General features: G+C 56.0%; 15 protein-coding genes. 1 reads left to right on the top strand and 14 read right to left on the bottom strand.

The annotated features are described in order from the left end of the window. Nucleotides 1-241 precede the first annotated feature (241 nt). The 12 genes from ACQY47_RS28785 to ACQY47_RS28730 all read right to left on the bottom strand — a co-directional run bounded on the left by ACQY47_RS28785 (nt 242) and on the right by ACQY47_RS28730 (nt 14,692). Complete coding sequence (locus ACQY47_RS28785) at nt 242-1,852, bottom strand: GMC family oxidoreductase (protein WP_428554061.1); 1,611 nt, start codon at nt 1,850-1,852, stop codon at nt 242-244. A gap of 27 nt (nt 1,853-1,879) precedes the next feature. Beyond that, on the bottom strand, nt 1,880-3,097 hold the full coding sequence (locus ACQY47_RS28780; protein ID WP_017135452.1) for a mandelate racemase/muconate lactonizing enzyme family protein: 1,218 nt from the start codon (nt 3,095-3,097) through the stop codon (nt 1,880-1,882). Nucleotide 3,098: 1 nt separating this feature from the next. Continuing rightward, a complete protein-coding gene (locus tag ACQY47_RS28775; protein ID WP_056860322.1) occupies nt 3,099-4,406 on the bottom strand; it encodes an MFS transporter in 1,308 nt (435 codons plus the stop codon). 76 nt (nt 4,407-4,482) lie between these two features. Then, nucleotides 4,483-5,907, bottom strand: coding sequence for an aldehyde dehydrogenase (gene aldA, locus ACQY47_RS28770; RefSeq protein ID WP_428554056.1), 1,425 nt, complete (start codon nt 5,905-5,907; stop codon nt 4,483-4,485). Between the two features lie 174 nt (nt 5,908-6,081). Beyond that, a complete protein-coding gene (locus ACQY47_RS28765) occupies nt 6,082-7,497 on the bottom strand; it encodes a TolC family protein (protein ID WP_138452807.1) in 1,416 nt (471 codons plus the stop codon). Then, nucleotides 7,494-9,668, bottom strand: a complete 2,175-nt coding sequence (locus ACQY47_RS28760; RefSeq protein ID WP_138452804.1) for a peptidase domain-containing ABC transporter — start codon at nt 9,666-9,668, stop codon at nt 7,494-7,496. The genes ACQY47_RS28765 and ACQY47_RS28760 overlap by 4 nt, the downstream gene beginning before the upstream one ends. Before the next feature lie 11 nt (nt 9,669-9,679). After that, on the bottom strand, nt 9,680-10,936 hold the full coding sequence (locus ACQY47_RS28755) for an HlyD family secretion protein (protein WP_428557401.1): 1,257 nt from the start codon (nt 10,934-10,936) through the stop codon (nt 9,680-9,682). 73 nt (nt 10,937-11,009) lie between these two features. Beyond that, a complete protein-coding gene (locus tag ACQY47_RS28750) occupies nt 11,010-11,996 on the bottom strand; it encodes a tetratricopeptide repeat protein (protein WP_236460937.1) in 987 nt (328 codons plus the stop codon). Beyond that, entirely contained in the window at nt 11,953-13,182 is a 1,230-nt protein-coding gene (locus ACQY47_RS28745; protein WP_138453462.1) for a retropepsin-like aspartic protease, read from the bottom strand. The genes ACQY47_RS28750 and ACQY47_RS28745 overlap by 44 nt, the downstream gene beginning before the upstream one ends. After that, nucleotides 13,169-13,561 carry a hypothetical protein gene (locus ACQY47_RS28740; protein WP_138453463.1) on the bottom strand — a complete coding sequence of 131 codons (393 nt, stop codon included), beginning with the start codon at nt 13,559-13,561 and terminating at the stop codon, nt 13,169-13,171. The genes ACQY47_RS28745 and ACQY47_RS28740 overlap by 14 nt, the downstream gene beginning before the upstream one ends. A 47-nt stretch (nt 13,562-13,608) precedes the next feature. Then, nucleotides 13,609-13,827, bottom strand: coding sequence for a bacteriocin (locus ACQY47_RS28735; protein WP_138453464.1), 219 nt, complete (start codon nt 13,825-13,827; stop codon nt 13,609-13,611). 94 nt (nt 13,828-13,921) lie between these two features. After that, the gene (locus ACQY47_RS28730) at nt 13,922-14,692 is read right to left on the bottom strand and encodes a Fic family protein (protein ID WP_428554049.1); all 771 of its coding nucleotides are present in this window, start codon (nt 14,690-14,692) and stop codon (nt 13,922-13,924) included. Between the two features lie 295 nt (nt 14,693-14,987). Between ACQY47_RS28730 and ACQY47_RS28725 the strand changes: the two genes are divergently transcribed. After that, a complete protein-coding gene (locus tag ACQY47_RS28725) occupies nt 14,988-15,500 on the top strand; it encodes a DUF6932 family protein (RefSeq protein WP_138453466.1) in 513 nt (170 codons plus the stop codon). A gap of 408 nt (nt 15,501-15,908) precedes the next feature. Here the strand turns inward: ACQY47_RS28725 and ACQY47_RS28720 are convergent, their stop codons facing one another. Then, nucleotides 15,909-16,259, bottom strand: a complete 351-nt coding sequence (locus ACQY47_RS28720; RefSeq protein ID WP_138453467.1) for a hypothetical protein — start codon at nt 16,257-16,259, stop codon at nt 15,909-15,911. A gap of 69 nt (nt 16,260-16,328) precedes the next feature. Continuing rightward, entirely contained in the window at nt 16,329-17,258 is a 930-nt protein-coding gene (locus ACQY47_RS28715; RefSeq protein WP_176992280.1) for a LysR substrate-binding domain-containing protein, read from the bottom strand. Nucleotides 17,259-17,504 lie beyond the last annotated feature (246 nt).

Below are 17,504 nucleotides of genomic sequence, written 5' to 3'. Positions count from 1 at the left end.
GGGCTGCCACAGACCCTGTGGGAGCTGGCTTGCCTGCGATGGCGGTCTCCCAGTAACAAATGGGCCAGCTGACCCGACGCTATCGCAGGCAAGCCAGCTCCCACAATTCTGGCTGTATTTCAAATCAAGCTCGACGCGGCTGCCACAGACCTTGTGGGAGCTGGCTTGCCTGCGATGGCGGTCTTCCAGTAACAAATGGGCCAGCTGACCTTCGCTATCGCAGGCAAGCCAGCGCCCACATTCAGGCATCCTCAAGAATGAGGTCGGCGCCCTTCTCCGCCACCATCAATACCGCTGCATGGGTGTTACCCGAGGTCACATTCGGGAAGATCGACGCGTCCACAATGCGCAGGCCTTGCAACCCGTGCACCTTCAAGCGCTTGTCCACCACCGACACCTGCGGGTCCGAGCCCATCGCACAGGAGCCGCACAGGTGGTAGATCGAGCCGCTGTTTTCGCGGAAGTATTGCAGCATCTGCTCGTCGCTCTGCACGGCCGCGCCGGGCAACACCTCGGCCACCGTGATGCCTTTGAGCGCAGGTGCCTGCATGATCTTGCGCATCAAGCGGCTGCCCTGGATGACTTCGTCAATGTCCTTTTGCGTACTCAGATAGTTCGGATCGATCAACGCCGCATCCCGCGGGTTGTTCGAGGCGATGCGGATGGTGCCACGACTGGTCGGCCGGCACGGGTTGAAGCACAGCAGGAAACCAGAATACGGCTCGGGCTTGAGGCTGGCCTTGTTGTTTTTCGGAATCTGGTACGACAGCGGGTTAAAGTACAACTGCAGGTTCGGGTCCGCCTGCTGGTCGTTGCCGCGAAAGAAACCACCGGCCTGGTTGACGCTCATCGCCAACGCGCCCTTGCGAGTGAACAGGTATTTCAGGCCCAGTTTCAGCTGGCCGAACAAAGAGCTGAGTTCGTCATTGAGGGTGGGAATATTGGCCTTGTAGTAGTAGCTGGCGCACAAGTGGTCCTGCAGGTTTTCACCTACGGCCGGCAGGTGCTTGACCAGTGGGATGCCGTGTTCAGCCAGCAGTTGCTGATCGGCCACGCCGGACAGTTGCAGGATCTTCGGCGTGTCGACGGCACCCGCGCAAAGGATCACTTCCTTGCGTGCCTTAAAGGTGCGCACCACGCCCTTTTGGGTCACGCGAATCCCGCTGGCGCGTTGCTGGTCATCAAATAGCACACGATCAACCAGTGCATGCAACTCCACGGTCAGGTTCGTGCGACTGAGCGCCGGATGCAAATGCGCAAAGCTGCTTGAGCAGCGCTCGCCATTGCGGGTGTTGACGTCATACAGGCCCGCGCCTTCGAAATGGGGGCCATTGAAGTCATCACTGAGGCCGTAGCCGAGCTGTTCGCAGCCCTTGAGGAACACGTCACAAATCGGGTGTGTCTGGCCCTTCATCGGTGTGATGCTGATGGGGCCGCTGCCGCCGTGGTACTCGGTGTCGCCCAGCGGGTGATTTTCCAGTTTGCGGAAGTACGGCAGTACATCCTTGAAACCCCAACCGTCGTTACCGTTGGCCGCCCAGTCATTGAAGTCATGGGCCTGACCGCGCACGTAGATCATGGCGTTGATCGAACCCGAACCGCCCTGCACCTTGCCGCGCGGCGCATAGATTTCCCGGCCAGCCAAGTGTTTTTGCGGCTGGCTGTAGTACATCCAGTTAAAGGTCGGGTTGTAATACATCTTGGCGAATCCGACCGGGATCTTGAACCACCAGGAACTGTCTTTGCCACCGGCTTCCAGCAGCAACACCGAGTATTCGCCCGAAGCGGAAAGCCGGTTGGCCAGAACGCAGCCGGCAGCACCCGCGCCGGCGATGATGTAGTCATATGTCATTCACGGTTACCGCGTAAGTCGTTTTTATCAGCCCTTGGCGGGCGAAGTGTCTTTGACGTCAGCTGGCGTCGGCGCCATCTGCAGGTGCAAACGCTCGCCGGTGTACGGCGTGTGTTTGCGCACCACGTCCATGTTCAGCTCCACGCCCAGGCCCGGTTCGGTGGACGGGATGATGTAGCCGTCCTCCCATTGCAGCGGCTTGGTCAGCACTTCGGCGTGGAAACCGCCCCAGGTCATGATGCTTTCCTGGATCAGGAAGTTCGGCGTGCACGTGGCCAGCTGGAAACTCGCCGCCGCGCCGATCGGCCCGTTGTACAAGTGCGGCGCGATTTGCGCGTAATAGGCTTCTGCCATGCTCGCGATCTTCTTCGCCTCCAGCAGCCCGCCGCAACGCGCCACGTTCATTTGCAGGATCGACGCGCCGCCGGCCTGCAGCAGTTTGAAAAACTCGTACTTGGTGGTCAGGCGCTCGCCGGTGGCAATCGGGATGCTGGTCTTGGCCGCGACCTGGGCCATCGCGTCTTCCTGGCCAGGCGGCACCGGTTCTTCGAACCACAACGGGTCGTATTTCTCCAGGCGCTTGGCCAGGCGGATCGCCGATGACGGCACCATCTGCCCATGGGTGCCGAACAACAGGTCGCACTTGTCGCCCACCGCCTCGCGGATCTTGCGGCAGAAAGTCTCGCAACGCTCCAGCACTTCCAGCGAAATCTGGTGGCCGGAGTACGCGGTGTACGGGCCGGCCGGGTCGAACTTCACGGCGGTGAAGCCTTTGTTCATATTCTCGATGGCGCACTCGGCGGCCAGGTCCGGGTCGTCGTAGTCGTACTCGCCCTTGCTGTTGACCGGGTACAGGTAGGTGTAGGAACGCAGGCGCTCGTTGACCTTGCCACCCAGCAGCTCATAGACCGGCTTGTTGGCGGCTTTGCCGATGATGTCCCAGCACGCCATTTCCAGGCCGCTGACCACGCCCATCATGGTCAGGTCCGGGCGCTGGGTGAAACCGCTCGAATAAGCCTGGCGGAAAAACCGCTCGATGTGGTGCGGGTCGTGGTTGAGCAGGTAGCGCTCGAACACATCCTCGATGATCGGCAGCATGGCCTTGGGACCAAAGGTGGCGGCGTAAATCTCACCGACACCTTCAATGCCGCAGTCGGTCTTGAGTTTGACGAACAGCCAATACATGCCACCGATATGCGGTGGTGGGACGGCAACGATATGGGTTTCAAGGGCGACGATTTTCATCTCAGGCACCTGTCTGGTTGAATTTTTTACGGTTGATTCGAGCGCGCAGCGTCAGGGCCGCAAGCGTCCCGAGCACGCCGATAAAGGCGATGTAGCCGAAATACAGGTTGTAACCGGCCTTGCCTGGGTAGGTATCGGTCAGGTAGCCATTGATCAGCGGGATAAAGGTGTCGGGCAGGTAACCCACCACCGAGACGATGCCGATGGCCAAGCCGGTGATGCGCAGCGGAATGTCGCAACTGTCGAGAATCGCCCAGTACAGACCGCGAATCGCATAGGTCATCAGGCCGATAAAGATCACCGTGCCGATCAGCAGGCCGAGGCTGTTGAGCGCCGGGAACACGATCAGCCCGACCATCGCCAAGGTCACCAGCACCAGCGCGACGATCAGCACCGAGATGTTCGAGAACTTGTCGCCCAGCCAGCCGCCGCCGATGCCGCCGATGGGGCGCATCCACAGTTTGATGGTGGTGATGGTGCCGGCCATCACCGCAGTCATGCCGCTGCCTTGCAAGTAGTCGGAGAAGCTGTAGGTAGCCCAGAACATGTGATAACCGCAGAACACGATGGCGGTCACCAGCCACAGCTCGGGGATTTTCACCAGGGTGGTCAGGTCGGCGATCAGGTTGAACTTGCCCTTCTCTACCGCTGGCGTCTCGGCCAGAGACTTGGGATCTTTGAGCAGTACCAGCCCGCAGCCAATGGCTATACAGATAAACGAGTACAGGTACACCACGTGCTTGAAGCCTTGGGCCGCCGACTGGCTTTGAGTTTCGGTGGCATAGGCAAACAGGCCCAGGGCCACGGTCGCCAGCAAGGCTTCCACCAGCCCGCGACCGCCATCGAGAATGCCGAAGAACCGCCCCTGCTCACTCTGATGAGCAATCATCTTCACGCGCTTGAGCACCGAGGCCCAGAACGTCAGGCCAGTGGTCAGGCCCCAGCAACCGAAAATGATCATCAGGCCGGTCATTGACGGCACGCTGGCGTACCACAGGCCCAGTGCGCCGGTGGCGACCAGCGAGAAGAAGATCAAAAAGCGTGGCGGCAAACGGTCGGCCAGCCATCCGCTGGGCAGGTAGCTAAGCAAAAAGATCGTGCCGAGCATGGAGTACAGGTAGCCCAGTTGACTGTGGTTGATCTGGAACACGTCGAGCATGGTGGTCTGGTAGACCTGGCGCAGGTAGAGGATCGGGTAGATCGCGCCGGCGGCGAGTACCAGCAACAGCAATTGGAAATAACGGCTGGCAGTGTCGTTTGCCGCGGGCACGGCAACGGAAACCTGGGCAACGGGTGCAGGCTTGGACATCATGTGGACCTCAGGCACCCGCTGCGCGGGCGCCCTGATAATTGTTTTTATTAAAGGTGCAACAGGTGCGCGTGGATCAGTACTTCATGACCACCAGGCGGGTCTGGGTAAACTCAAGCATCCCGTGCTTACCGTCATCGCCGCCCAGCCCTGAGCGTTTCCAGCCGGCGTGGAAGCCCTGATACGGGTCTGCCGGCGTGCGATTGACGTACAACTCTCCGGCTTCGATGGCATTCGCCACTTTCATCGCCGTGCGGTAGTTCTCGGTGTAGAGCACCGATGACAGGCCGAACTGATGGTCGTTGGCCATGGCCAACGCTTCGTCGATGTCGCGGTACTTGAGCACCGGCAACACCGGACCGAAGATTTCTTCCTGAATGATTTCCATGTCCTGGCGGCAACCGCTGAGCAAAGTCGGCGGATAGAAATGGCCCGGCCCGGCTGGCAGCACACCACCTGTTTCCAGTACAGCACCGGCAGCGACGGCGCGCTCGACCATGGCGTGGATATTCTTTTGCGAGCTGGCGTTGACCAACGGGCCCATCAGGCTTTCGTCCGTGGAACGGTCACCGAACTTCACCGCGCTGATCTTGGCTTTCAGCAAAGCGAGGAATGGCTCATAAATACTTTCGTGCACATACACGCGTTCCACCGCCGTACACAGCTGACCGCAGTGGGTGATCTTGGACGCAACGATAGCGCTGGCGGCTGTTTCCAGGTCGGCATCCGGTTCGATGATTGCCGGGGTCTTGCCGCCCAATTCCAGGGATGGTTTGGCGATATTGGCCTTGCAGTAATCCAGCACGATACGCCCGGCGTTCACGCTGCCGGTGAGGGTGATCAGGCCGACGGCCTTGTGCGTGCAGACGCTGGCGGCGGTGGCGTGGTCCATGGTCAGGATGTTGATCACACCGGCTGGAATACCGGCTGTCACCACTGCCTTGGCAATTTCAAACGCCGACAGTGGCGTGTTGTTGCTGGGCCGCACCACTACGGTATTACCCGCGATCAGCGCCGGGGCGATCTTGCGCAACAGCGTGTAGACCGGGTAGTTGAACGGGATCAGACAGGCCACCACACCAATCGGCTCGCGGTGCAGGAACAGGTTTTCGTCCGAGGTATCGCTGGGGATGATCTCGCCTTCGATGCGGCGGGCCCATTCGGCGTGGTAACGGGTAATTTGCGCGGCGTAGCGGGCTTCGTTGCTGGCGTCAGTGACGCTCTTGCCGGACTCGCTGGCCAAAGCCGTACCGATGGCTTCGGCGTGGCTGTCCAGGGCATCAGCGAAGGCACGCAGGTGCTCGGCGCGTTCGATGCTGGTGAGCGTGCCCCAGATTTTCTGGGCGCAGGCGGCGGCGTCGACGGCGGCGATGGCTTCATCGGCGGTGGCGGCGCTGACATGGCCGACCAGGGATTCATTGGCAGGGTTGTAGACCGCGATCAGGGCGTCGCTGGCGGGTTCGACGAACTGACCGTTATAGAAATTGCGCTCGAATTGCATGTGGTTTGCCCAACGTTGTTGTTTTGCGAGTGACATGCAGTTTTGTATTTGCTTGGGGGGCGTGCAAACGACTTATTGGGTGGGGTAACGTGAGGAAAATGCAGGTTAGCAGTGATGAGTGTGGATTTGAGCGGCGTGCAGATGACTACTGTTCAAGTCAACACTCAACACGGGTTACAAAGCCCAAAACCCCAGACGACCAAGACTGGCCGCCAACCTCAGGCGTGACGTCTGCCAGCGGCTGAGGGTTTGAATATGCTCTTGCTCGGCACCGGAATACGCGGTCAGGGCATTGAGCAACTCAATCATGCTGCCCACCCCGGCGTGATAACGGCCCTGGATGACCTCCAGCGACTGGCGTGATTGATCGACCAACTCGCTGGTGCGCTGCAGACTTTGGGTCTCAATATTCAACGTCTGATAACTGGCCCATAGGTCTAGCGCGACCTCTTGCTCAACCTCAGCCAGTTCTGCTCGGCCCGCGTCGACACGAGCTTGTGCTTGGCGGATCTGGTAGGTCCGGCCAAAACCGTCAAAGATCGGGATGCTCAACTGCAAACCGATACTGCGGTCCCGCTCACGCTCATCGCCATTGAATATCTTCGATTGCTGGCTACGTGCGTACGTCAGGTCGGCGGTCAGTGCCAGGCTCGGAAGGTTGGCAGCGCGTCGCTCATCAACGGCCGCCTGAGCGGCCCTGAGCCTAGCATGTGCGGCGAGTACTGCCGGGTGATCCTGACGCGCCTGGGTCAACAACTCATCGACCGCCTGCAGGAACTGAGTGTCCGGCAGTGGAGTGAGGTCGCCCGCCAACTGCAGAGGCGTTTGGGGTGATAGCCCCATGCGCAAGGCAATCACACCCAAAGCGTTATGCAATGCTCCACGGTCGCGGATCTGGCGCAAATTAGCCTGGGAAAACGCTGTTTGCGCCTGCAAGCGATCAGAAAGTGCGGCCGCACCGGCTTTGTATTTGGCATCCGCCGCTTCCAGGTTGCGAGCCGCCAATTCGGTGATCTGCACCGAGGCGGCCAAGCTGCGCTGAGATGACAAGGCATCGTAATAAGCCTGCGCTGCCTCAACAAAAGTACGCTGCAACATGGCGTCCTGGGTAGCGTTGGCAGCCACCAGCAACTGGCGGGCATTGCGCAAGGCGGCCCCGCGTCGACCGAAGTCCACCAACACCCAACTGAGCTCAAGACTGGCGCTGTCGCGCCGCCGGTGCCCTTCACCAGAACGTAAGGCCGGTTCATCGTAGTCAACCCGACCATTGCCGCGATTACTGCCAACGCGCCCATCCAGGCGCGGCAGATACGCCGACTGGCTGAGCCCAACCTGGGCAGCCTGAGCCTTGGCATTGGCCCAACTGATACGCGTCTGTGGGTCGTGGCACAAAATCCGTTCGACCACCTGCTCTAACGGCAAACGTTCAGGTAACCGGCCAAAACTACACGACAGCTCGCCACGTGCATCGTCATACACCGCTTGCCGGGAAACGTTGCGTGCAGTGTCAAAAACGTCTGGCTCAAAGGCCCATGCAGAACGTGAACAACACAACAAGGCCATCATCAAGATCGAGGATAATTGCTTCATACCTGGCCCTGTTTCATCTCTGGCGAAGTGTTCGCGGTATGTGCGCTATTCGTTGGTCCGTCAGCATCGCCATGTACCACCCTACCGGCCAGAATCCGGATGACACGGTCCGCAGAGGCGATGGTTTCAGGGCGGTGGGCAACCATGATGCGCGTAATTCGCAACCCCTGAATGGCCTGATTCACACGCTGTTCACACGCGACATCCAAGTGACTGGTGGCCTCGTCCAGAAAGAGTATTCGCGGTTTCTTATACAGGGCCCTGGCCAGCAGCACGCGCTGCTTTTGCCCACCGGAGAGCACCGTGCCCATGTCTCCCACCAAAGTGTTGTAACCCATCGGCATGGCTTGGATATCACTGTGAATCGACGCGATCCGGGCACATTCGATCAACCAGGACTGATCCACGTTGAGGTCGAAGAAACTGATGTTATCGCGCAAAGATCCCGCAAACAGCACATCGTCCTGCGTCACAGTACCTACCAGTTGCCGCAAACCATCCAGGCCCAGTTGCGCCAATTCAATACCGGCGATACGAATCTGCCCCCGAGTGGCCGGCAGGATACCGAGCATGACGTTCATCAGCGTGCTTTTGCCGCAACCCGACGGACCAACGATAGCCACCGATTCACCCGCAGCAATGTGCAGGTCGAGGTTGTCCAGCACCCAGGGCTCCTGCTCGGCATAACGGTAGTGCAATCCCTGGATTTCAATGCTCGCATCACAATCCATGAGTGTCTGCAGGTCGACACTGGAAGCGGTTGCTTCCGGTGGGTGCAGAACAATATCTGCCAGCCGTTCGCCCTGCAGTTGCAACATACGCAGCTCGAAAAACTTGTCTATCAAGTTACCTACTCGGGTATCAAACTGCGTTTTATAGGCGATAAACGCGATCAACAGCCCGACGCTGAACTGGCCATCCATCACCATGCTTGCGCCAAACCAAATCACCAACAAGTTCTCAATGCCAAACAGCAACCCATTCAATTGTTGATAGAGCAACCGCAGCTTTTGCGTGCGCAATCCAGCGTTGATCTGCTCCACCAACAAACCAAGCCAGGCTGAACGACGCTCTTCCTGGCGCTGAAACAGTTTCAAGGGGCGAATGCCACGCACCGTTTCCAGAAAATGGCTTTGCTGACGTGCGGCATGGATGATTTGCTCTTCGGTCGCATTGCGCAGCGGTCGATACCAAAGGCAGCGTCCAACGGCATACAGCAGCATAGTGGCGATCGCAATAGCGGCCAGGGCCGGACTGTAGAGCAGCATCATTGCAAGGGTCGCGACGGACATAAGACCGTCGAGAATCGCCGATAGGAACGCCGCCGTCAGCGTCTGCTGAATAGTGTCTACGGCGCCGAAACGCGACACCACATCTCCCAAGTAGCGCTTCTCAAAGTATTGGCTGGGCAACCGTAACAAGTGGCTGAAGACATTCGCACGCCACTGCACGGAAAGCAGCGTACTCAAATGCATCATGACCCAGGCACGCACGCCGCTGACCGCTTGTTGCATCAACAATAACAAGGTAAAGCCCAGTACCAGTGTACTGAGCAGATCGTGGTCGGCGCTGATAATGACGTTGTCGATCGTCCACTGAAGCAAGAACGGGGTGATCAGGGAAAAGACCTCGAGCGTCAGTGCCAGCAGCAGTACTTGCACCAACGAGCGATACAGCCCGCTAATACGCCCCATCATGTTCAGGAGTTTGATTCTTGGTTTGTCTTCTTGCAGCTCGAAACCGCTGTCCGGCCACAATTCCAGTGCTACGCCGGTGAAGCTTTGAGATAAACCTTCATGATTGATCCGGCGCAACCCTCGCGCAGGATCATGTACAACCACGCCTTGCCGATCGACGGACTTGAGTACGACAAAGTGGTTGAAGTTCCAGTGCAGAATACAAGGCAGCTTGAGCTGGCCGAGGCCGTCCACATCCAACGTGACAGCACGAGCACCCAGTTGCAGTTGCTGAGCACTGTTGATCAGTTGTTTGAGGGCAATACCTTTGAGGGAGACGCTGCAACGGCGGCGCAAATCCAGCATATCGACCCGATGCCCGTGGTATCCAGCAATCATCGCCAGGCAAGCCAGGCCGCATTCAGTCGCTTCGGTCTGCAATACCACGGGCAGACGACGCCCGGGACGCAAGGCTATGGCGTCAAGAAAAGTCATGGGAGGGGTTCCTAGAATTTGCCGGTGAGGCTGTAGAGAGGCTCCAGCACCCATTCATAAAGGCGGCGGCTTTCCTGCAGGATGTCGGCATCCAACAGCATTCCGCTTTGCAGCAACTGAGGCTTGCCATAGGCCATAACGGTCTGCTCGTCGAGTTGTACACGCAAGCGGTAGAGCTGTTCGCCGTTGCGCGAAAGCCCCGGTACCTCACCCGTCATAATGGCAAGATCCGCAGAGGGCACGGCAGTGCGCGAAATAGACACCACTTGAGCGTGATATTGGCCAAACTTCTGATAGGGATAGGCCTGATAGCGGATCAGCACGGCGTCCCCCGGCCTGATAAACCCCACCGCTTTGCTCGGGGCGTAGAGCTCAGCCTGCAGTTGGGCGTCACGGGGCATGATGCTCAACAACGTACGCGACGGGTCCACTGTCTGGCCGACTTCCGTCAGAACTGCCGTTGCCACACCGTTTCCTGGAGCGGTGATCAATACCGTACGCTTGGCTTCACTCTCTGCCAGCTCTTGTTCGATACCCGACAGTTGTCGATGTATCGGCGCCAGTGCATTGGCTTGGCGTGTTTCAAGCCCCGCCAACTCGTTGTTGCGCTCGGTGAATTGTTGGGTGATTGAACTGCGCTCGCGATCCAGGCCCTGTAGGGCTTGACGCTGTCCCAAAAGCTCGGCTTGCCGCTGCTGGAACTGGTCCATAGAGATATAGCCCTTTTGCATCAATCCCTGATAGCGATTTGACGCATCCCCCGCCAGCGCCACGCGCTCGCGCTGGCTGACCAATTGCGCAGCCAGGTTGGCTTGCTCATCACGCAGTGTGCTCACCTTACTGGTCAAACTGTCGCGCTCGGCCTGTTGCAGTTGCCGGGTTTTAACGAGTTCCTGCTCCAGTGACTCCCTCCGTTGCTTGAGCTGATAACTCACGCGTGCCTGCACCGGGTCGGCGCCGGCATCATAACGTTCACTGGAAATAGTCAGCAGAGGATCACCCATGACAACGGACTGCCCTTCGACGACAAACTTTTGCAGCACCACTCCGGTTTGCGGCGTCCGGACCTTAATCTGGCCGTTGGCTGGAACCAGTTGACCACTCACCGTGCTGCGCTTGGTGTAAGAGCCCCAGATAAAAAAGCTGCTTACCAAGACCAGCATTCCCAAGGCGAACATAATGAGAAAAGTGAAGGATGTCGGCCGGATCAGCACAATCTCCCCCAGCCATTTGACGCGCTGCGCTTCAGACGCGGCCCTGCGAAATATCCTGTCGCCCACAAATCACTCCTGACACCCCTGCACGCCCGATGCTTTACTCAGCATCCGTTCATGGTTGCTTTCACTTATTGATCATTAGCCCGCGCCGGTTATTGTTATCGTTGATGAACATTTGTATTTGCTTTCGCCATGCAGCTTTGGTCTGCTCGTCGGCAGCATCACTGAGAGTGGGCATTTGTTTCTCGATAACTTCCAGGCGCTTGCCGGCTTCGGGAACCCGTGCACTGGCTAGCCAATACCACTTGTAGGCTTCGGGTAAATTGACTGCCTGACCAAGCCCTTTCTCGAAGATATAGCCAAGATTCGCTTGCGCCTGAGGCACGTCAAGCATCGCTGCCTCTGTGTACCATTGGGTGGCCATGGGCAGGTTTTTGGGCATGCCAACACCCGTGGCGAAACATTTACCAGTTAGAAAAGCGCCTTCACCAAGACCGGCTTTCGCTGCCTTTTCATAGTATTGACAAGCCGACTCAGGGCTAGCGTCCGCGATCAGGTGGTTAGCACTCAAGGAGCCCAAGCGAAATAATGCTTTTGAATAATTTAGTTGTGCCGATTTTTTATAGTACTCAATGGCTTGGGGCATGGACTTGCTTACCCCCAGACCGGACTCATACATAAAACCTAAATTGTAGATAGAGGTCGGGTCTTCATGTGCTGCCGAAAGTTCCAGATAATGCTTGGCCTTAACATAGTCAGTTGCGCCAATCGCCTGTCCGTCCAGATACAAGGCGCCCAAAGTCGCTTGTGCAGCGGCATAGTTTTGCTGGGCCAAGTCAGTCCATAAGTTTAGGGCGGCGTTGACATCGCGGTTGTGCCCCTTTCCCGTGAACAGCAATCCGGCGAGCATATTTCTAGCATCAGGATCGTTAGCTTGCTTGGCTAGCGTAGAAGCCAGAGAATAGGCACTTGCATAGTCATCACGGTTATAGGCCGCCCGCGCGTCATCTATATTTGCCGCGTGCGCGACTGAAAGAAACAGGGCACAGCAGGCAGCCATCAGCCGCTTATTGAACTGGGATTTTTTGTTTGTAGCAAGCTCTTGATTCATGTGTATTCCATATCAATTCGTAGTCTTGAAACGCTGGCCATCCCAAGACATAGGGCGTCAGGTACTTTTGCTCGGCCAGTGTCGTATAGGAAACATCTTTCGCCCCCCCTCCAATGTTCAGATTGATTGTGGCCTGGGTGATGGTTCGGGGAGAGGTACCACTCACATCGGTCATTATTTTGCTTTGCTGATCATTCCCCGCTGAACCGACCTTGGCTTCGCCACCACTTAAGTAGTAAAGATTACCGGTATCAAGGGAAGCAGCGGTTTGTTGACCGTCCACATTAGCGAGCACATATAAAAACTGAGTTTGTCGTGAATAAGAGCTGCCTAGAAATACGCTGCCCACGCACTGTTTTTCAAGTGCCTCTATTTCCGCCGGGGTTACGTTCAGTGTGATATGCTCACTTCCAACAATGACATTGTCGAAGCCAGACATCAGGTCCAAACCAAACAAACTGAGCGACCCGCCCACTACAACCAGAACGTTCCTGAGTTCAATGCCCGAAAGGTTAATCTCCCTGATCAAGCCGTACTGGGCATTCACCGATTGCCGGCTGTAATAACTATTGATTTCCACCGGCAACTTAATCAATTCAACGCCATATCGGAGGGCATCAGACTCGCTGATAACTGTCACGCTCGCGCCCGTATCAAACAAGACCTTTGCCGCGTGGCCATTGACTTCAACTTCAAGCAAAGGGTCGGTAGCGCTTTTGAGATAATCATTTTCTTCACTACTTAATACTATTTGAGTGCGCTTCAATAAGCCGGCTTGCCGATCGCCCACACGTTTGAGCGTATCGACATCCAACTGAGCAATAAACTGTTCGGCTCGGCGACGCTGTTCAGCAGTCATGGACGCCAGGACCTGCGCATAAGCCGCGAAGTGCCCATCATTCAAGTGATTACCGAGCAGTATGAGTTTGCAGGCGGTCGCCGTATTTTCCACATTGAGGACTGCGCAATCAGCAAGGCTGACTTGCGTCGCGGGCTTCTTGGACTGGGCCCTGGCCAGAACGGCGGAAAGCAGCGTATTAGCGTCTATTCTTGATGCTTCCAGACCGCGTAATGGAATAGAACTCGGGGCATACAGTTTGGCTTGTATGTCCTGCAACTCGACAGCACTCACTGGGTTCGACAGCAAGAGTGCGACCACGCATAGAGTGAGGCTATTGCGGCACATTCTTTAGTCCAAATGATCGCTCGAGCCTTTTAATTTCGTCTTCCGACAGCAGCGGCTTCGGTGGCACGGTGAACGCCTTTTCCGGCGACGGCAGCGGGTTGACCAGAGTGGTCTTTTTTACTTTTGATGCAATTTCTCCGCTGCTCACGGGGTACAAGGCCTCATCCAAACACTTATCCCGCATAGTCTGGCTGGACAAGCCATAGCAACCCTTTCCATTTGACAGTGCCCTGGCTTCACAGGTACTGCGGCCATCAGGATCCTCCTGCTCCACACAGCTCAAAGAACCGAATGCGTGGCCTAGCACACTGGCCGGGTCAGCAGCATGAGCGACGGTGTAAAACAGCAACGGCGCCAAGGCGAATAAGGTATTTTTCATATTCGGTCACTCATAGAAAGTGTGCCAATCAAGGCACACTTTTTAACTTAGAACTTAACAGTTACACCTACTCCCCCCGACAGCTCGCCTCCCGAAGCAGAGCCGCCTACGGTGACGCTGGTATTACCCGAAGTCCAGGTCGGTCCTGTGTAACCGCCATTTGATCCCAACCACTCAAACTCTCCTGGGTCCCAATCAGTAACAGGCTCAACCGTCGTCTGGCCGCCCGATACAAGCGCCAATTCTTTTTCCGTCAGTACACGCATTTGATAACTCCCTGGTGACGGAAAGAGCCTTCCATGACCCGCCCGTTGGTTATTTGCCCTGATGGGCGCCTCAACTCCCTCTGAGGAAATAAACCTAGTGCCCGGCCATAAAGCCAATGATGTCGCAATGGAAGCGCACCCAATCATCCCACTCACCAAATAGCTCAGCCTGCCGGATACGCAATACATGAGCGCCGGGCGAACAGTTATAAAAGTCATATAAGGGAATGTAGTTTTGCGATGTACTCCCCATCAGGGCATTGAACAACACGCGTGCCAACCGCCCATTACCATCCAAGAATGGATGACAATTCATCAACCCTACGGTAGCAACGGATGCACCCAATAAGTCTTGGCGACTGCTCGGTAAATCGGCCATATACTTCCAAAGCGCCATAAGTGCCGCTGGTATATCAGATGGCTGAACAAACTCTACTGTGCAGCCACGCTTATCAGGCCTGACACCCACTCGCGTCGCTCTGATTGTCACAATGGTGCCTGTGAGTGCGCAGGCAGCGGCTTCCAACATTTTACAAATCGTCGAGTACTTCAGAGTGACCAGAGACTGTTCAAGTGCTGATGAAAACACCTCAACATACTGTTGTTCAGTAGGCGTTCTATTGCTCAAGGGCTCCAACGCATTATTCGTTGCATAATGCTCGAACAGCGGATGTTGGAAGCACCGCGATTTACTTTCGCGCGCCAACACAACCGATACCGATCCGGGCGAAACAGGCCATGGCTTATGCTTATACATCTCAAGCCTAGCCTGAGCGTTAAACACCGATTTAACCGTTTCCTCAGTCAGCACCGCTCCAACTGGATAAATCAGGGACTTTCTAAAATGTGCTTTTACTTTTGCCATGACAAAATCCATTTCATTTCCGCCCCTGTGCCTCATGCACAAATAACGCTTGCGACAACGCCACTTGGAAATAGCTATTTCCTCAGGAACGATCACGCTACCAACGAAATGTGACATTTTGCCAAAATCCGTGTGAAGCTTTTATTGATCCGTTACTTTGTTAGCCTCCCCGGTTTAACACGTTGCGCCCTTCAGCAGACACGTAATACATTGTCCACTCCCGCAGCCCCACCCAATTAAAACAAAAACAGTCTTCACCTCACACAGCGTCTGTTATTAAATGGGAAAATTCAGAATGACCCACACCGACTTAGACTCGATTTTTTCACAGCATTACGCCAACGCCAAGACCCTGGAGTTCCCAGCGTTCATAGGCAATAAGTCCACCTGCAACCCAATCAATTCAACACCTTATATAACGTCCCTTTCACGCTTTTTTGCAGAGCCTAAAGATCCTAAAAGGCGCTTGCTCTGCGCACGGCTTAAGGCTGCTATAGCAGAGTTGGCGATGGCTGATATCAGCGTTGAAATCATACTGATAGGTGGAAGTTTTCTGGACTCAACAGTCATCCCAGGCGATTTGGATTGCGTACTGTTCTACTCGATGAACGCCGAAACAAGCGTGCTTGACCTTCAACAATGGCAACGGCAGATGAAAGCGCAGGACCTGGATGCCAGATTGATCCCCATGGATACTCACCCACTCATCATGTGGAAATCCGCGTTGTTTTTTTCGGTGCTGTATACCCAGAGGAAAAATGGCGACGGCGTACCGACCGGTTTGATTCTACTCGACTGTAAGCACTGAGAACGCACCCGAGCTATTTTAAATAAACTGTAACTCCCATCGCACATTTCAGAAATATAAATGTATTTAAATCTCAATAGCCCGCCCTCAAAAGCAGGTTTAGTCGCTCGTACCGTGCATACTTAATCTTAAACGTTCAACTTGACTGCACATAAAATACCTGCGATCAGACACCATGAAAATCTATAAAACGGAGTGAACAATGCGAGAATTGACAGCGAAAGAACTTTTGCTCGTTTCAGGCGGTTCCAACACCGACCCGATATCACATGACCCAGGCCCTCATCCTGATGACGGTTCGGCCCATGACCCCGACGATGTGCATTCTCCAGAGTCATGGACGATGTAATTAACACTGCCCGGCTCACCGCGTGAGCCGGGTGACAACGTTCTCTACAGTTATCCAATTCAAAACTCTTTTGCGGAGGGCATCGGCGTGGGTGCCCGTTTAAAATTCGCCATCACATCCCACGCCGCCAAGTGTGCTGATTTAGTGCGCAAGGAATATAAACATAGCTCTGCCCCCAATTGATTTTTCATCGAAGGTGGCGGCTTCATACCCTGAATCAGAAAGGCGACAACTTCGTCAGGCGCAGGAAAATAAGCGGATGATTTCAGTATTGAAGGACTCACCAGGCTTGTGACCAGCCGGCATGCCGTTATAGCCTCCTCGTCCACCTGTTCTCTACTCGCGGAGCCTGCGTTCACCAGGCTGCTGGAAATACTCAAAACCACAAACGCCAACCCTAACGATTTCAATAGCAGGCTCCTTATCCTTAGCAGCGATCAACAGTACTCTAATACACTATTGTGACTGTTCTTCAGGCGCTAAACCGCCGCCGTAGAAGGCTCCAACTGCCGCTGCGCTAACCAGATCTCCTCCTGCAACCACCGCCCGAAGACCTGCAACTGCGGCATATCCGTCTGCTCCGGCCGGGTCACCAGCCAATAGGACTGATGCCCTTCCACATGCACATTCAGCACCTGCGTCAACTGCCCACTGGCCAGTTCCGCTGCGACCATGTGCCAGTCGGCAATGGTAATCCCCAACCCATCCGTTGCCGCCCGAATCGCCAGGTCCAGCAAGTCGAATTCATAGCCGCCCTGGGTATCCACCCCATGAATCCGCGCCGCGTCCAGCCAATGCTTCCACGTCAAGTAACGCTGATCTTCACTGGCCAACACATGCAACAAGGTCATGCGATTCAGATCCACGCCATCGCTGCATTCCCGGGCATACAGCGACGGCGCGCACACCGCGATGTGCCGCTCCTGAATCAGCAACGAACTGTCCAGGCCATCCCACTCGCCATTGCCGAACCGAATGGCGCAATCGAGCGTGCTGGTCTGCGCCAGGCTGTCTTGCAGGCACGTGGTGATGCTCAGCTCCAACTCCGGATGCGCCTCGCGCAAACGCCCCAAACGCGGCATCAACCAGCGGCTGGTAAACGTCGGCGGCGCGTTGATGTGCAACCGGTTGGAATGGGTTTTCTGCTGGATGCTGCGCACTGTCAGCTCGATCTTGTCGAACGACTGGTGCAACGCCCGCAACAACACGCGCCCGGCGCTGGTGAGCTCGAGGTGATGGTGGCGCCGTTCCAGCAGGCTCTCCCCCAATTGTTCTTCCAACTGGCGTACCTGGCGACTGACCGCGCTCTGAGTCACGTTCAACAGCTCGGCAGCCCGGGTAAAGCTGCCGGTGCTGCCGGCGACTTCGAAGGCTTTGAGGGCATTGAGACCAGGCATTTTGCGTTTCATGGAGAGCACTCGACAACGATCAACAAGGAAGATTGAGCAGAGAAATACCCGTACAACATACCTTTTTGTATTGGGCCAGCGGTAGCACTCCCCCCACAGAGAAAAATACTCGACCGAAATCAATCATGTCGTTTTTGGACTAAACACGTCGCTGACGAATAAATAGCACGCGTATAACGCATGCACACTAAGACAATTAAGCATTGGCTGCCCGCGCACTACAAAAGTTAGTCTTCCCTCCAACTA

This window comes from Pseudomonas edaphica, from assembly GCF_965277385.1.
GTDB lineage: Bacteria > Pseudomonadota > Gammaproteobacteria > Pseudomonadales > Pseudomonadaceae > Aquipseudomonas > Aquipseudomonas edaphica.
The sequence above is the reverse complement of the archived record's forward strand: the minus strand, read 5'-3'. Positions and strand labels throughout refer to the sequence as shown.

Excerpts from the sequence above, each read along its gene's own strand:
- ACQY47_RS28785 (WP_428554061.1), bottom strand. The coding sequence starts at position 1,852 with ATGACATATGACTACATCATCGCCGGCGCGGGTGCTGCCGGCTGCGTT.
- ACQY47_RS28780 (WP_017135452.1), bottom strand. The coding sequence starts at position 3,097 with ATGAAAATCGTCGCCCTTGAAACCCATATCGTTGCCGTCCCACCACCG.
- ACQY47_RS28775 (WP_056860322.1), bottom strand. The coding sequence starts at position 4,406 with ATGTCCAAGCCTGCACCCGTTGCCCAGGTTTCCGTTGCCGTGCCCGCG.
- aldA (WP_428554056.1), bottom strand. The coding sequence starts at position 5,907 with ATGCAATTCGAGCGCAATTTCTATAACGGTCAGTTCGTCGAACCCGCC.
- ACQY47_RS28765 (WP_138452807.1), bottom strand. The coding sequence starts at position 7,497 with ATGAAGCAATTATCCTCGATCTTGATGATGGCCTTGTTGTGTTGTTCA.
- ACQY47_RS28760 (WP_138452804.1), bottom strand. The coding sequence starts at position 9,668 with ATGACTTTTCTTGACGCCATAGCCTTGCGTCCCGGGCGTCGTCTGCCC.
- ACQY47_RS28750 (WP_236460937.1), bottom strand. The coding sequence starts at position 11,996 with ATGAATCAAGAGCTTGCTACAAACAAAAAATCCCAGTTCAATAAGCGG.
- ACQY47_RS28745 (WP_138453462.1), bottom strand. The coding sequence starts at position 13,182 with ATGTGCCGCAATAGCCTCACTCTATGCGTGGTCGCACTCTTGCTGTCG.
- ACQY47_RS28740 (WP_138453463.1), bottom strand. The coding sequence starts at position 13,561 with ATGAAAAATACCTTATTCGCCTTGGCGCCGTTGCTGTTTTACACCGTC.
- ACQY47_RS28735 (WP_138453464.1), bottom strand. The coding sequence starts at position 13,827 with ATGCGTGTACTGACGGAAAAAGAATTGGCGCTTGTATCGGGCGGCCAG.
- ACQY47_RS28730 (WP_428554049.1), bottom strand. The coding sequence starts at position 14,692 with ATGGCAAAAGTAAAAGCACATTTTAGAAAGTCCCTGATTTATCCAGTT.
- ACQY47_RS28725 (WP_138453466.1), top strand. The coding sequence starts at position 14,988 with ATGACCCACACCGACTTAGACTCGATTTTTTCACAGCATTACGCCAAC.
- ACQY47_RS28715 (WP_176992280.1), bottom strand. The coding sequence starts at position 17,258 with ATGAAACGCAAAATGCCTGGTCTCAATGCCCTCAAAGCCTTCGAAGTC.